Raw genomic sequence first — 15400 nt, forward strand, 5'->3', positions numbered from 1 at the left:
TTTTTCTAGACAAGACTCTATCCCATCATTAGAATGCGCGCAATTTGCCAAAAATTTGCTTAAAAACTCATTTTGGCATTGATTTAGATCGTAAAATCTGAATTAATATGCAAAAAATATGATTGATTATTCTCCGGAGGATGTTTTGATAAAGTCAGCTATATTGGTTCTGGAAGACGGAACCCAATTCCACGGGCGTGCCATTGGTGCTGAAGGGGCCGCTATTGGAGAAGTCGTTTTCAATACTTCAATGACCGGATATCAAGAAATAATTACTGACCCTTCCTATTACCGCCAAATTGTTACTCTCACTTATCCCCATATTGGTAATGTCGGCACTAATGCTGATGACGAAGAATCTCCTAACGTACACGCTCAAGGCCTTATCATTCGCGACTTACCATTAATCTACAGTAACTTTCGTGGTCAGGAAGGCTTGTCTGAATATCTGAAACGCCACAATGTGGTGGCTATCGCCGATATCGACACGCGCAAATTAACCCGCCTGTTAAGAGAAAAAGGCGCGCAAAACGGTTGTATCATCGCAGGGGATAACCCAGATGCGGCGCTGGCTTTAGAAAAAGCACGCAGCTTCTCAGGTTTAAATGGTTTAGATTTAGCAAAAGAAGTTTGCACCAAAGAGATTTATAGCTGGACTCAACGCTCTTGGAACTTAGAAGAAGGGCAACCTGCTGCAAGTAAAGAAGATGAGCTGCCATTACACGTCGTTGCTTACGATTTTGGTGCAAAGCGCAATATTCTGCGTATGTTAGTTGACCGTGGATGCCGCTTAACCGTAGTTCCAGCAACAACGCCAGCAGAAACGGTGTTAGCGATGAACCCAGATGGAATTTTCTTATCAAACGGCCCTGGCGACCCAGCCCCTTGTGACTACGCTATCAACGCTATCCAAGAATTCTTAGAAACTGAAATCCCAGTATTTGGCATCTGCTTAGGTCACCAATTGCTAGCATTAGCAAGCGGCGCGAATACCGTGAAGATGAAGTTTGGTCACCACGGTGCTAACCACCCAGTTAAAGATTTAGACAAAGACGTGGTGATGATCACGGCTCAAAACCACGGTTTTGCGGTTGATGAATCCACACTACCCGACACATTGCGTGTGACACACAAATCGCTGTTTGATGGCACCTTACAAGGCATCCATCGCACAGATAAACCGGCATTCAGTTTCCAAGGTCACCCAGAAGCCAGTTCTGGTCCTCATGATGCCGCAGGTCTTTTTGACCACTTCATTGATTTAATCAACGAATACCGTCAAAACACACCACGTTCAAACGCAAAATAATCGGGAGCAAGAAAATGGCAAAACGTACAGATATTAAAAGCATTCTGATCCTCGGTGCGGGCCCGATTGTTATCGGCCAAGCGTGTGAGTTTGACTATTCAGGTGCACAAGCGTGTAAAGCGCTGAGAGAAGAAGGCTACCGCGTTATTCTGGTGAACTCGAACCCAGCGACTATCATGACTGACCCAGAAATGGCGGATGCAACCTACATCGAGCCAATTCACTGGGAAGTGGTACGTAAAATCATTGAAAAAGAGCGCCCAGATGCAGTATTACCAACCATGGGTGGACAAACTGCGCTGAACTGTGCCCTTGAGCTTGAACGCCAAGGTGTACTGGCTGAATTTGGTGTGACCATGATTGGTGCGACTGCGGACGCGATTGATAAAGCAGAAGACCGCCAGCGCTTTGATAAAGCGATGAAAAAAATCGGTTTAGGCACAGCGCGTTCAGGTATTGCACACACAATGGAAGAAGCTAACGCCGTCGCTGATGATGTTGGTTTCCCGTGTATCATTCGTCCATCTTTCACCATGGGTGGCTCCGGTGGTGGTATCGCGTATAACCGTGAAGAATTTGAAGAAATCTGTACTCGCGGTTTAGATTTATCCCCAACTAACGAACTGTTAATCGATGAGTCATTAATTGGTTGGAAAGAGTACGAAATGGAAGTGGTACGCGATAAGAAAGATAACTGCATCATCGTCTGCTCCATTGAAAACTTCGACGCAATGGGCATTCACACTGGTGACTCCATCACCGTCGCGCCTGCGCAAACACTGACAGATAAAGAATACCAAATCATGCGCGATGCCTCGATGGCAGTACTGCGTGAAATCGGTGTTGAAACTGGTGGTTCTAACGTTCAGTTCGCCGTTAACCCGAAAGATGGTCGCTTAATTGTTATCGAGATGAACCCGCGTGTTTCTCGTTCATCCGCACTCGCGTCAAAAGCAACAGGCTTCCCAATTGCTAAAATCGCTGCAAAATTAGCGGTCGGTTACACTCTCGATGAGCTGATGAATGACATCACAGGCGGTCGTACTCCTGCGTCATTTGAACCATCTATCGACTACGTTGTAACCAAAATTCCTCGCTTTAACTTCGAAAAATTCGCAGGCAGCAATGACCGTCTGACCACCCAAATGAAATCCGTGGGTGAAGTGATGGCTATCGGTCGCACATTCCAAGAATCTATGCAAAAAGCGCTGCGTGGACTGGAAGTGGGCGCAACTGGCTTCGACCCGAAAGTGAGCCAGGACGACCCAGAATCGTTAACTCGCATTCGCCGTGAGCTGAAAGATGCTGGCTCTGACCGTATTTGGTACATCGCTGATGCATTCCGCGCAGGCTTATCTATCGATGGTATCTTCAACCTGACCAATATCGACCGCTGGTTCTTAGTGCAAATTGAAGAGCTGGTGCGCTTAGAAAACGAAGTGGCAGAGTTAGGTATCAACGGTCTGACTAAAGATTTCTTACGCCAACTGAAGCGCAAAGGTTTTGCGGATGCACGTCTGGCAAGTTTAGTGGGTGTGTCTGAAGCTGAATTACGTAAGTTACGTCAAGGTTATGATTTACATCCAGTTTATAAGCGTGTAGATACCTGTGCGGCAGAGTTTGCAACCGACACCGCATATATGTACTCCACTTATGAAGACGAATGCGAATCCAATCCGAACAACGACAAGCCAAAAATCATGGTATTAGGTGGCGGTCCAAACCGTATCGGACAAGGTATCGAATTCGACTACTGCTGCGTACACGCTTCATTAGCACTGCGTGAAGATGGTTATGAAACCATCATGGTCAACTGTAACCCAGAAACGGTTTCAACAGACTACGACACGTCTGACCGCCTCTATTTCGAACCAGTGACACTGGAGGATGTGTTAGAAATCGTCCGCATCGAACAGCCGAAAGGGGTGATTGTTCAGTACGGTGGTCAAACACCACTGAAATTAGCGCGTGCATTAGAAGCTGCGGGTGTGCCGGTTATTGGTACTAGCCCAGATGCGATTGACCGTGCAGAAGACCGTGAGCGTTTCCAACAAGCGGTTAACCGCTTAAACTTGAAACAGCCACAAAACGCTACTGTTGCAACTATCGAGCAAGCTGTTGAAAAAGCAGCGGGTATCGGTTATCCGCTGGTGGTTCGTCCATCTTATGTACTGGGCGGTCGTGCGATGGAAATCGTCTATGACGAAGTTGACCTGCGCCGCTACTTCCAAACGGCGGTGAGCGTCTCTAACGATGCACCAGTGCTGTTAGACCGCTTCCTTGATGATGCGATTGAAGTGGACGTGGATGCTATCTGCGACGGCGAAATGGTGCTGATTGGCGGAATTATGGAGCACATCGAACAAGCGGGTGTTCACTCCGGTGACTCAGCATGTTCACTGCCAGCTTATACATTAAGCCAAGAAATTCAGGATGTGATGCGTGAACAAGTGCGTAGCCTCGCATTCGAATTGCGTGTTCGCGGTCTGATGAACGTCCAGTTTGCGGTGAAGAACAACGAAGTTTACCTGATTGAAGTAAACCCGCGTGCAGCACGAACTGTCCCATTCGTTTCTAAAGCAACGGGTGTGCCTTTAGCGAAAGTGGCCGCGCGCGTTATGGCGGGTCAAACACTGACTCAGCAAGGCGTGACTGAAGAAGTCATTCCTCCTTACTACTCAGTCAAAGAAGTGGTTCTGCCATTCAACAAGTTCCAAGGTGTTGACCCAATCCTCGGGCCAGAAATGCGCTCAACGGGTGAAGTGATGGGTGTTGGCCGCACATTTGCTGAAGCGTTTGCTAAAGCGATGTTAGGCAGCAACTCAACCATGAAGAAATCCGGTCGTGCACTGCTGTCTGTTCGTGAAGGGGATAAAACCAAAGTTGTTGATTTAGCGGCGAAACTGCTGAAACACGGTTTTGAGTTAGACGCGACTCATGGAACGGCGATTGTACTGGGTGAAGCGGGCATCAACCCTCGCTTAGTTAACAAAGTGCATGAAGGTCGTCCACACATTCAAGACCGTATTAAGAATGGTGAGTATAACTACATCGTGAATACCACGGCCGGTCGCCAAGCGATTGAAGATTCAAAACTCATTCGCGGTAGCGCACTGCGTTACAAAGTTCACTATGATACAACCCTCAACGGTGGCTTTGCGACGGCGTTATCTCTGAGTGCAGACCCAACGGATAAAGTGATTTCTGTACAAGAGATGCACGCATTAATTAAATAATCATTGATTCGATGATTATTAACCCCAGTGGTGTTATCGCCTCTGGGGTTTTTTTATGGTTAGCGAAAAATGGAATAAATTAAAATAAATGAAAAATAGTGCACAATAGTGATTGACCCTCACGTAACGTGAGGCACTAACCTGCATTTCAGGATAGGAGGCGCAGATGCTATTTCAAGTGGGTGAGATCGCAGAGAAAACAGGATTAACCATTCGTACCCTTCACCATTATGAAGAGATTGGTTTATTACTGCCGACTGCCAGAACCGATGCAGGTTATCGACTCTATAATATGCAATGTATTGAACGTTTGACGCAAATTCAGATGCTGCGTCAGGTGGGAGTCAAACTGAAAGACATCGGTGAGTTACTTAATGGTCACAGTGGCGATATCTCTCTTTTGCTGCAAGAGCGTATTAGTCTGTTAACCGAGCAGATGAAGCAGATTGAAAAACTGCGTTCACGTCTCGAGCGGTTACAGCAGCAAATGCAACAGGGAGATAACCCCACTCAGGCTGATTGGTTTTCCTTATTGGAGATGATGTCGATGTTTGATAAATATTTTACCCCTCAAGAGCTTGAGCAATTGCCGTTATACACGGCGAATACATTGAAAAATCAAGAGTGGCAGCAGCGGGTCGCCACAGTAAAATCGTTAATGGAAAAAGGTAAATCACCGAAATCGGCCACAGTACAAGCTGTCGCTGTTGAGTGGATGACGGCCTTGGAAAGAGATACGGGCGGAAACCCTGATTTCTTTGCACGTTTAAATCAAATTCACTTAACCGACAATGAGCTAATGTTCTCGACGGGGATCACTGAAGCGATGATTGACTTTGTAGCTCGGGGCTTTAGCGAGTACCAACTATCACGTTTTAAACCCCATTTAACTGCTGAGCAATTTGCTGTTGTTAGCCAGCATTACTTTGAGTCAGGCAAAGTGTGGCCTGAATTTATTTCAGGAATTTATAATGCTTTGAAAGCGGGGGATGCCCCAGATTCGCCGAATGTGCAGAAATTGGCAGGAATGTGGTTAACCATGTTTAACCAATTTACTGGGGGCGATCCGCTATTACAGGAAAAAATCCGCACGATTTATCGCGAAGATCCGGTTATTTCTCAAGGAACATGGATGACGCCAGAAATTGGGCAGTATCTGTTTTCCGCCATTAGTTTCTTATTGGCGAAGCAATAACAGCGTAAGTTAGCAATCCATTCTTGATATCAAAGTCGCGACAGAATATGCCGCGACTTTTTTGTTTTAGGTGCGTTAGTAGACTAAAAATGGACGGTTTGGATACCCATTATTGCGGCTTGTCCACCCACATAAACTCGACTGATAGCCTGATCTTGATGAGAGATTTCCACTTGAATTTGCGAGGAACACCCCATTGCTCGCCCTTGCTCTAACAGAAAATGGGTTTCTGTGGGGAAGACATGTTTCACCAGATAGCAGCCAAGAGTACCACTGGCGCTACCGGTTGCGGACTCTTCATTAATTCCGTAGAGCGGAGCAAAGTTTCGGCAATGAGCAGTAAAAGAAGGCGACTGGCTTAACTCAAAAACATGAAAACCAATCGAGTCAAATTCACGGCTCAGCTGTGCGATAGCATCATAATTAGGTTTTAAATTATCCAATTGATTGGATTGCACGGGGACTAAAATATCAGGTAATCCAGTGGAGATAATTTCAATAGGTAAGCCTGTTTCTGTGATTGTCTCAGCTGGGATACCTAATGCGGCAGCGGCGGCATTCACATCAGGCCCTTGGCGAGTAGCGGGGAGTGTTTGTTGCATAATGACCCCATCAGCACTGACCGTAACATTTAAAATACCTGCTTTGGTTTTTTGGGAGTAGGTACCAGCGCTCAACTGGTTCAGTGAAAATAGGGTAAAAAAGACAGCCAATGTCGCGTGCCCACAAAAGTCGACTTCACTTTCAGGGGTGAAAAAATCCACTTTAAAATCTGTTTCTTCACCCGCACTTTCTCCGGTATAGACAAATGCCGTTTCGGAAAATCCCACTTGGCGAGCAATCGCAATTTTTTGTGCATCACTGAGTTTCGGGGGATTGAGTACGACTCCTGCAGGGTTTCCGCCTGTGTTATTTCGAGTAAATGAGTTTACAAGGTGAACATTGAGCGTACGCTCATCTATAGGCATAGCTGTGTTATGCATGGTGACTCCAAGGTAATTAAGCGCTTTTTTTATTATTTATGGGGATGAAATGGGCGCATATTGAGAGGTTAGATGTCGATTTTGCCGCAGCGACCAAGCACGTAAATGTGTATTGGTCGCGTTAGCTTTGAGAGAAAATTAGCTTTCTTTACTGCCTTTTAAGGCTTTACGGTGTTTCCAGTAAACAATAATGGAACCAATCAAACCACTGACCAACAGTACAACAGGGATGATCATCAGTGCGGTGATCACGACTTGTTCATGCTCTTTAACGAAAGGAATTTGGTTAACGGCATAGCCCAAAGTCACAATAATACCGACCCACAATAACCCGCTAAGCCAGTTGAATAACTGGAAACGGCGATGGCTTAAATCGGATAATCCCGCTAACAATGGCAGTAGTGTTCTTACGAATGCCAGAAAGCGTCCGATTAATAATGCATATAAACCTTGGCGGTTAAACATATCATTGGCTTTTTTATGATATTCCTCAGGGAGTTGAGAAAGCCAGCGTTTAACTATCTTCGTTTCGCTTAACCAACGTCCTTGAACAAATCCAAGCCAGCAGCCTAAACTCGCAGCCGTCGCCAGCAGCAAGATTGTGGGGACAAAGTGCAAAACACCCTTGGCAATCAGTGCGCCAGAAAGTAGTAAAAGGGTATCACCGGGTAAAAATGCGGCAGGGAGCACGCCATTTTCTAATACAATCACCACAAAGAGTACGGTGTAAATGACCCAGAGAACTTCTGGGTTGGCGAGCTTCATAAAATCGTGGTGCCAAAGTGCCAGTACGATTTCGCGTATGACTTCCATAATCGTTCCTGTATCTGCATAAAGCGAATTATTGGGCTCTATATTACAGGAAAAATTTCAGCCTAGTTTGATTTGTTTGGGTAATTATCTAAAAGGCAGTGATTAACTGCCTAATAGTAAGGAGGAAATGTTGGTGCTTAAATACGAGTGAAGGCGCGTTGTAAATCATCAATGAGATCTTGCGGATGCTCTAAACCGACATGTAGACGGAAAAATGACCCATTATCAGGTTGATAATCGTATTGGCGCATACTGAGTAAATCTTCGGTTTGATAACCAAGAATCAGCGATTCAAACCCGCCCCATGAATACCCCATTTTAAAATGGCTAAAGTGGTCAAGAAAATCACTGAACTGTTTAGGGGATAACCGCGAATTTAATTGAAATGAAAACAAACCGTTGCAGCCACTAAAGTCGCGTTTAAAAAATTCATGCCCAGGGTGGCTTGGAAGTGCAGGGTGAAAAACACGTGCCACAGCGAGGTGCTCCGCTAACCAGTTTGCGACGGTTAAACTGTTTGCTTCATGTTGTTTGAGGCGGGTTGGTAGGGTGTGAAGCCCTCTACCTGCCATGTAAACGGTATCAGGATCGGCGGTTTGCCCCAATAAATAGGAGTTTTCTCGCAGGGTTTCGATGCAGCGTTGGTTGGCAACAGCGACCCCTAACATGCCATCCGAATGGCCATTAATGTATTTTGTCGCGGATTGAATAGAGACATCCACATCAAATAAAAGAGGTTTAAGTAAGACTCCCGCAGCCCATGTATTATCGATCATGATAATGATTTCTGGGGATTTTTGGCGAATGGCTTTTACGATAGCGGGCAGGTCGTGCACTTCCATGGTGATAGAACCTGGTGATTCCAAAAAGACAATTTTCGTATTTGAACGAATTAAATCGGCAATTTTGGCACCAATCAATGGGTCGAAATAATTCGTTTCAACATTCAAATTAGTGAGAATTTTGTCGCAGAAGTTTTGTGTCGGATCATAGGCAGACCCTGTGACCAGAATATGATCCCCCGCGCTAATAAACGACATAATGGCATTAGTGATTGCAGCGGCACCTGAAGGATAAAGAACACAACCAGCCCCACACTCCAATTCGGTCATCGCTTCTTGGAAAGCAAAATGGGTCTGTGTGCCTCGGCGACCATACATTAATACGCCATTCGCACGATTGCGTACCGCGTGCTTTTTATCTTCTACCGAATCAAAAATCACGGAAGAGGTGCGCTGAATGACAGGGTTTACCCCTTTTTGAGTGAATTTAGGGTTTCTACCAAGATGCACGAGCTGGGTTTCTGGTTTTATGTTTGCCATTGAGCTATCCCTTATTTACCGATAGAAAATCAAATGATTGGCTAAGTTATCACCTGACGTTAAATGATTTTGGTCTACCAGAGCAAGAACAAAAGTGGTTAGCTGAATTTTCTTCATTATCAAGTCGTAAATCGTGTTGTCTTGCAATCACATTATGAGGGTAATATTGATGAGCGACAAAAAATTGCGAATACTAATGATAATTACTATCAATTCGTGGTGTGTTTGATATTATCTGACATCTTGACGAAAAGAGATGAATGCGTGAATCAAATTTCGCTTTTAATGGTTAGTCGATGAATGGCACAATCATCGATATAAATTTTTTTATACAACACAAAATAAGAGAGTAAAGGCCAACTGATGCGTAAATTAACAGCTTCTATTCTATTGGCGATCGGCTTAATGGGCACGGCATCCGCAGAAACAACACCCGCTGTCACACCTACTACACCAGTAGCTAACCAAGGTTCAACAGCAGCTCCTGCAAATACACCTTCCACAACGGAAGTGACTGCGACTCCTGCAACGACAACTCCAGCAGCAACACCGGAATCTGTCGTGACAAATACGGTAGTGACTGAAAATGTTGAGATTGCGACTGAAGCTCACGGTGGCGGTTTTGATCAGGATTTATCGGTTTGGGGTATGTACCAAAACGCAGATGTTGTTGTAAAAACGGTGATGATTGGTCTGTTACTCGCATCTGTGATTACATGGGCGCTATTCTTATCCAAAGGAAGTGAGATTTTAATTGCACGTCGTCGTTTAAAAGATGAAGCAAAAGCAATTGCAGAAGTAAAATCTCTTGATGAAGCGGTATCTATCGCGGAAGGGTTTAAAGCGGGTAGCATTACGCGCATGTTATTAGCTGAAGCGACAACAGAAAGAGCGCTTTCGGCGAACAGCCAAGATCTTGCTGGTATTAAAGACCGTACAGGTTTCCGTTTAGAAAGAGCGGTTGCTGCAATCAGCCGTTATATGGGACGTGGAAATGGTTATTTAGCAACAATTGGTGCGATTTCTCCATTTGTCGGTCTATTCGGTACCGTGTGGGGGATCATGAACAGCTTCATTGGTATTGCTCACTCTCAAACCACAAACTTAGCGGTTGTTGCTCCAGGGATCGCAGAAGCGCTGCTGGCAACGGCAATCGGTCTTATCGCCGCGATTCCTGCGGTGGTTATCTATAATATTTTTGCTCGTATGATCAACAACTATCGTGGTCAAGTGGGTGATGTTGCTGCACAAGCAGCGTTGTTACTGGGGCGTGACCTCGATCTGGCAAACAGCAAAGCAAGGTAATTATTATGGCAATGCGTTTAGGTGACGAACAAGACGATAGCGGTGAAATGCATGAGATCAACGTAACACCGTTTATCGATGTTATGTTGGTTCTGCTGATTATCTTTATGGTTGCAGCGCCATTGGCTACCGTTGATATTAAAGTCGACTTACCTGCTTCCACTGCGAAGCCTCAGCCTCGACCAGAAAAGCCAGTATTCTTAACTGTGAAATCAGATAGTCAGCTATTCATCGGCGAGCAAGCGGTCAGTAAAGAACAATTAGGTTCAACTCTTGATCAAGCGACAAACACCAATAAAGAAACCACAATTTTCTTCCAAGCGGATAAAAGTGTGGATTATGAAACGATGATGGATGTAATGAATGCATTGCGTCAATCGGGATATCTTAAGATTGGCTTAGTCGGAATGGAAGCAACAGCAGCTAACGCTAAATAGCTAAGTTGTTTCACGTAATAATGCGTTTTATCTCTGTATCTCGGGTGATATTTTCACGTTGATGCTTTGAGATAAAACGCATTTTTTTATGCCTATCAATTTTTATACACCCTATCTTTTGCATATTCTTGCAACATTTTTGCTAAAAAAATGCTCTCTCTTTATAGTTTCACAAACAAAAGGTTTAATTTTATTCGGAATTTCTTCTGATTTTATTTAAGTTAGAGTAATTTTAAATTCTGCTCACATAAAATCACTTTTAAAAAAGGCTTGATAAGGTTAATTGAAAATAAACCATCCATATTGTACGGGATTATTCACATACAGAGTAATTTCACCAAATACTCCAATTGAGAGTATTCATTTTGGAGTATTTGGTGTGGGTTACTATGGAACTTGCTGATTATTAGAATAATCATGAATAAAGGTGATATCATCGTTCAAAATAACAGCAGAGTTAAGCTGTTAGATGAAGTTCAGACAAAAAGAGAGAATAATAAAAATTATTAATACATTTAACTCTAATTGAAATGATAAAAAAAGCGAGTAAATAAGCTAGGTAATTTTATTAATATAAGTGTTATTAATAAAATTATTTTAAATGTACTTGAATAATGAAATATAAATATGTAATTACTGTTATAAATACCAAACTGATGTTTTTATTGGTAATTTTAAGTCTAATTTGTTGTTATTTAATGTGTTTTTTACCATCCATTAATAATCCTTAAATAAAATAAAAAAACACTTGCGCAACATTTCATGAGCGCTATAATGCAGCCAATAACATTTAGAAATACTTTTTAATAACTTTTCATCTCGAGTTTTTTATTTTTCAATTTACTAATGCTAGGGAATAAATAAAGTACTAGTTGATACTTGATTAGGCTTTATATTAAAAATAAATATAATCAATCATACTCGAGTGTACGATGTTTAGTTGTTAGATGTAAGTTCGAATGTTATTACTGAAGTCAAATGGGCTGACTTTAGACGACACACAGCAAAATGATGTAATAAAAATATTTCATATTATACTCCTCTATAAATAAGATAAGACTATACTTCCATGCGCCATCATTATGATGGCGTTTTTTTTGTATGTTTATTTATCTTTTAAGCATCAACTGTGCCATCAGAATTTATGTAAAGAATAGACGATATGCTGTGTGATGAAGCATGTGGCTAAATCAATCTTTCTGAGAATATTCATAATTTATTATTTAATGATAAAAAGTATCAGAGTATGATGTGCACCTCTTCGCTGTGGGGCATTTAGCTATATATCATGTAGCAATACATCATGTAGCAACACATCATACAACGGCGAAATTCTTTGCCAGGTGCTGGCTTGAATCATTCTGGAAGTAAAAATGACTTGGTCTGAGTTTAAATCTCACTATCTCATCGGTTTTTGGAAACCGTTACCTGCGGTGATTGCGGCAGGTATCTTATCGACTTATTATTTTGGTTTAACGGGCACTTTTTGGGCTGTAACCGGTGAATTTACCCGCTGGGGTGGGCATATCATGCAGCTATTTGGTGCGCATCCAGAAGAATGGGGCTATTTCAAAGTTATTGGTTTTCAAGGTTCGCCACTTGATCGAATTGATGGTGTGATGATTATCGGTATGTTTGCTGGCTGTTTTGCTGCGGCACTTTGGGCAAATAATGTGAAAATTCGTATGCCGCAGCATCGGGTTCGAATTTTTCAAGCCATCCTCGGCGGGATTATAGCTGGATTTGGCGCTCGTCTCGCCATGGGATGTAACTTAGCCGCATTCTTTACGGGTATCCCTCAATTCTCGTTACACGCTTGGTTCTTTGCTGTAGCGACTGCCGTCGGCTCCTACTTTGGTGCCAAATTCACCCTGCTGCCGATGTTCCGTATCGCGGTAAAATTGAAAAAAGTCTCAACAGCATCGCCATTAACTCAAAATCCGAATACAGCTAAAAAACGCTTTAAGTTAGGCATGGCTATCTTTGCTGTCGCGCTTGCGTGGGGCTTTTATACTCTGCTGGATGCGCCAGTCATGGGCTTTGCTATCTTATGTGGGATTGGTTTTGGTTTACTGATTGAACGCGCCCAAATTTGTTTTACTTCAGCGTTTCGTGATTTATGGATCACGGGTCGTACTCATATGGCGAAAGCGATTATCATTGGTATGGCGGTTAGTGCGATTGGTATTTTCAGTTATGTGCAATTGGGCGCGACACCTAAGATTATGTGGGCAGGCCCAAATGCTGTGATTGGTGGGTTACTGTTCGGATTTGGTATTGTCTTAGCTGGTGGCTGTGAAACTGGCTGGATGTACCGTGCCGTTGAAGGTCAAGTTCATTACTGGTGGGTTGGTTTCGGTAATATTATCGGTGCGACTATCCTTGCGTATTACTGGGATGATTTAGGCCCATGGTTAGCTACAGACTTTGACAAAGTGAACTTGCTCGAGACATTTGGTCCGCAAGGTGGCTTGCTCGTCACATATGTTTTATTAGCTATTGCATTTATTTTGATGCTGGTATGGGAAAAATATTTCTTCCGTAAACGAGCCCAAAAACTGGCGAATACATCCATGGAGGCCGCATGAGCCATAAAGAAATAGTACCAGATTATCGATTAGATATGGTGGGCGAACCTTGCCCGTATCCTGCGGTTGCGACGTTAGAAGCGATGCCATCGTTAAAACCTGGAGAGATATTAGAAGTGGTGAGCGATTGCCCACAATCTATCAATAATATCCCTTTAGATGCAAAAAATTATGGTTATAAAGTGTTGGATATTCAGCAGGATGGGCCGACTATTCGTTATTTAATTCAGAAATAACAAATACGCGTCATATTTTGCACTGTCGCGGTGTTGGCTTCATGCGTTTAGCTCTAGTCACATACTTGTGTATGCTCCTAGGGTCTAACGCATTTGCCGCCTTGCGACAGCACAAACTATTTAGCGTATTTCAGTGATACCCTAAAATATTAAAGCTACCAATCAGTCGTGAAATTACAACTGATTGTTATAGGTGATAGTTCGGTTACTCATCCTGCCAGTTAGCAAGATCTAGCACTAATTCACACTCGTCATCGATATAACCGCCAGTCGGAATAAAGCCAAGTTTCTGGTAAAACTCAAATGGGCTCTCTTCCCCTTCACCACAACTATTATACAGCCGTGGGTAACCTTTCTTTTTCAAGTAACGGATCACTTGAATTAATGCTTCACGCCCAAATCCTAATTTTTGGTAGGGCTCGGCTATCATAAATCGCCATAGCATAATGCCATCGTATTCAAGCTCATCATCATCTAGCCCGGAATGCAGCATAATGAATCCTACAGGGATATCATCCGCATAAATGCCTCGGTACCAAGCACAGTCAGAGAATTGTGCCTCAACCATGGAATAGGCATTATCTGCCACCATGCTACGTTGTGCTTCACTGAGTGTATGGCTCAGCAAACAAATTTCCGAAAAGTTTTCAGCTGTTACCTTCTGCAAGGAGACAACGGAATTTTCATCCACTTCTGGCTCGATGAACTCTATCATAACCATTCCTTCGCTCGAATATTGACCAAAGCTTCACGAGGAAGCTGCTTGAGTTGTTATTATTGAATAATCAAAATTGCTACTGATTTGTTACATGGATGTAATTTAATCAACCAGAGATCGGGTAGGCAGTCAATGACTTAATTGTGGCTATGCAAGCGGGGTCTAAAAAGAAAATGGCAACTTGCGTAAATGCCTGTTGCCATCGTGAAGTCAGGATAAAAAGCTAAATAATATTAATGTTCGGCTTCGCCGCCCAGAACATCAATTAGGCGGGCGATTAAGGCGCTGAGTTCGCCTGTCATCAGAATATAATCAGCATCAAATTTCTGAGCGAAATCTTCTTTAGGGATATCGTCATTTTGCTCTTTTAGTTTTTCACTGAATTTTAGTTTCTTCAGGGAGCCGTCATCTGACAGCATAAACTGAACGCGCTCTTCCCAATCTAACGATAATTTCGTCACTAATTTTCCAGCTTCAATATGGGTGGCAATTTCATCAGAAATTAAGTCTTGTTTCTTACAACGGATGATCCCGCCTTCTTCTAAAATCGCTTTTAGCTCCGCTTCATCCATAGCAGCAAAACCTTGAGGTAATGCGCCAGAACGTACCCATTCAGTCAGCGTTAATTCAATCGGGTCTTTAAAGGTCAAGGGAACAACAGGAAGCGAGCCTAAGCTTTTGCGTAATAACGCTAAATTATCTTCAGCGCGTTTAGCACTAGCAGCATCGACTATAATCAGTTGATTAACGGTATCAATCCAAATGTAGGTTTTACTGAATTTACTGAATGCGCGCGGAAGTAAGTCATGAACCACTTCATCTTTTAGCGAGGCTTTTTCCGTTTTTTTCAGTTGGCGACCTTGGTCTGCTTCTAATTTTTCAATTTTCTCTTGTAATGCTTGCTTGATCACGGGGGATGGCAGCATCTTATCTTCTTTCTTGGCACAAATAAGAATTTGATTATTTGCAGCATGGGTAAGTGCATCTGCCCCACGCATTGGCGGAACCCAGCCCGTTTTCATCATGTCTTGGCTTCCACAAGGGGTATAAGCTAGCGGCGCAAGTTGTCTTTCCAGATCATCCGCGGAGAGTGCCAAATCCCGATTCAGGCGATAGACCAATATATTCTTGAACCACATGAAAAACCTACCTTTGTCATTAAAAACATGTTTAGCAAGGCGGACATGATAGCGAATTGTCCGTTATTAAGCGAAAAAAAATGCCCGCCATTTTGCGGGTTTTACTTTCTATAAAGGTC

At 43.2% G+C, this 15400-nt stretch carries 12 protein-coding genes; 7 read left to right on the forward strand and 5 right to left on the reverse strand.

The genetic code is table 11. The features are described 5' to 3' along the window. Positions 1-145 precede the first annotated feature (145 nt). The 3 genes from carA to QS795_RS02945 all read left to right on the forward strand — a co-directional run bounded on the left by carA (position 146) and on the right by QS795_RS02945 (position 5740). Positions 146-1309 carry a glutamine-hydrolyzing carbamoyl-phosphate synthase small subunit gene (carA, locus tag QS795_RS02935; RefSeq protein WP_286272462.1) on the forward strand — a complete coding sequence of 388 codons (1164 nt, stop codon included), beginning with the start codon at positions 146-148 and terminating at the stop codon, positions 1307-1309. 14 nt (positions 1310-1323) lie between these two features. Further along, positions 1324-4545: a carbamoyl-phosphate synthase large subunit gene (carB, locus tag QS795_RS02940; protein ID WP_108479232.1), complete on the forward strand. Its 3222-nt coding sequence runs from the start codon at positions 1324-1326 to the stop codon at positions 4543-4545. Positions 4546-4711: 166 nt separating this feature from the next. After that, on the forward strand, positions 4712-5740 hold the full coding sequence (locus QS795_RS02945; RefSeq protein ID WP_286272460.1) for a MerR family transcriptional regulator: 1029 nt from the start codon (positions 4712-4714) through the stop codon (positions 5738-5740). 83 nt (positions 5741-5823) lie between these two features. Here QS795_RS02945 and QS795_RS02950 read toward each other — a convergent pair whose 3' ends face one another. From QS795_RS02950 to metC, 3 genes are all read right to left on the reverse strand, one after another. After that, complete coding sequence (locus QS795_RS02950) at positions 5824-6723, reverse strand: PhzF family phenazine biosynthesis protein (RefSeq protein ID WP_286272459.1); 900 nt, start codon at positions 6721-6723, stop codon at positions 5824-5826. Positions 6724-6861: 138 nt separating this feature from the next. Continuing rightward, complete coding sequence (locus QS795_RS02955) at positions 6862-7536, reverse strand: DedA family protein (protein WP_154602763.1); 675 nt, start codon at positions 7534-7536, stop codon at positions 6862-6864. 137 nt (positions 7537-7673) lie between these two features. Next, positions 7674-8858: a cystathionine beta-lyase gene (gene metC, locus QS795_RS02960; protein WP_286272456.1), complete on the reverse strand. Its 1185-nt coding sequence runs from the start codon at positions 8856-8858 to the stop codon at positions 7674-7676. A 363-nt stretch (positions 8859-9221) separates the two neighbouring features. On the opposite strand from metC, the gene exbB reads away from it, so the two are divergent. From exbB to yedF, 4 genes are all read left to right on the forward strand, one after another. Then, positions 9222-10163, forward strand: a complete 942-nt coding sequence (gene exbB, locus QS795_RS02965; protein ID WP_154602761.1) for a tonB-system energizer ExbB — start codon at positions 9222-9224, stop codon at positions 10161-10163. Between the two features lie 5 nt (positions 10164-10168). Further along, on the forward strand, positions 10169-10600 hold the full coding sequence (gene exbD, locus QS795_RS02970; protein ID WP_036950331.1) for a TonB system transport protein ExbD: 432 nt from the start codon (positions 10169-10171) through the stop codon (positions 10598-10600). 1373 nt (positions 10601-11973) lie between these two features. Beyond that, positions 11974-13188 carry a selenium metabolism membrane protein YedE/FdhT gene (gene yedE, locus QS795_RS02975; RefSeq protein ID WP_154602760.1) on the forward strand — a complete coding sequence of 405 codons (1215 nt, stop codon included), beginning with the start codon at positions 11974-11976 and terminating at the stop codon, positions 13186-13188. Beyond that, a complete protein-coding gene (gene yedF / locus QS795_RS02980) occupies positions 13185-13424 on the forward strand; it encodes a sulfurtransferase-like selenium metabolism protein YedF (RefSeq protein WP_006657165.1) in 240 nt (79 codons plus the stop codon). Before yedE ends, yedF begins: the two co-directional genes overlap by 4 nt. A gap of 205 nt (positions 13425-13629) precedes the next feature. Here the strand turns inward: yedF and QS795_RS02985 are convergent, their stop codons facing one another. Further along, complete coding sequence (locus QS795_RS02985) at positions 13630-14139, reverse strand: GNAT family N-acetyltransferase (RefSeq protein WP_154602759.1); 510 nt, start codon at positions 14137-14139, stop codon at positions 13630-13632. A 236-nt stretch (positions 14140-14375) separates the two neighbouring features. After that, a complete protein-coding gene (gene rdgC / locus QS795_RS02990) occupies positions 14376-15281 on the reverse strand; it encodes a recombination-associated protein RdgC (protein ID WP_132496167.1) in 906 nt (301 codons plus the stop codon). Positions 15282-15400 lie beyond the last annotated feature (119 nt).

Source organism: Providencia zhijiangensis, assembly GCF_030315915.2.
GTDB classification, from domain to species: Bacteria; Pseudomonadota; Gammaproteobacteria; order Enterobacterales; family Enterobacteriaceae; genus Providencia; species Providencia zhijiangensis.

Excerpts from the sequence above, each read along its gene's own strand:
- QS795_RS02945 (WP_286272460.1), top strand. The coding sequence starts at position 4,712 with ATGCTATTTCAAGTGGGTGAGATCGCAGAGAAAACAGGATTAACCATT.
- yedE (WP_154602760.1), top strand. The coding sequence starts at position 11,974 with ATGACTTGGTCTGAGTTTAAATCTCACTATCTCATCGGTTTTTGGAAA.
- QS795_RS02985 (WP_154602759.1), bottom strand. The coding sequence starts at position 14,139 with ATGATAGAGTTCATCGAGCCAGAAGTGGATGAAAATTCCGTTGTCTCC.
- metC (WP_286272456.1), bottom strand. The coding sequence starts at position 8,858 with ATGGCAAACATAAAACCAGAAACCCAGCTCGTGCATCTTGGTAGAAAC.
- QS795_RS02950 (WP_286272459.1), bottom strand. The coding sequence starts at position 6,723 with ATGCATAACACAGCTATGCCTATAGATGAGCGTACGCTCAATGTTCAC.
- rdgC (WP_132496167.1), bottom strand. The coding sequence starts at position 15,281 with ATGTGGTTCAAGAATATATTGGTCTATCGCCTGAATCGGGATTTGGCA.
- exbB (WP_154602761.1), top strand. The coding sequence starts at position 9,222 with ATGCGTAAATTAACAGCTTCTATTCTATTGGCGATCGGCTTAATGGGC.
- carB (WP_108479232.1), top strand. The coding sequence starts at position 1,324 with ATGGCAAAACGTACAGATATTAAAAGCATTCTGATCCTCGGTGCGGGC.
- QS795_RS02955 (WP_154602763.1), bottom strand. The coding sequence starts at position 7,536 with ATGGAAGTCATACGCGAAATCGTACTGGCACTTTGGCACCACGATTTT.
- exbD (WP_036950331.1), top strand. The coding sequence starts at position 10,169 with ATGGCAATGCGTTTAGGTGACGAACAAGACGATAGCGGTGAAATGCAT.
- yedF (WP_006657165.1), top strand. The coding sequence starts at position 13,185 with ATGAGCCATAAAGAAATAGTACCAGATTATCGATTAGATATGGTGGGC.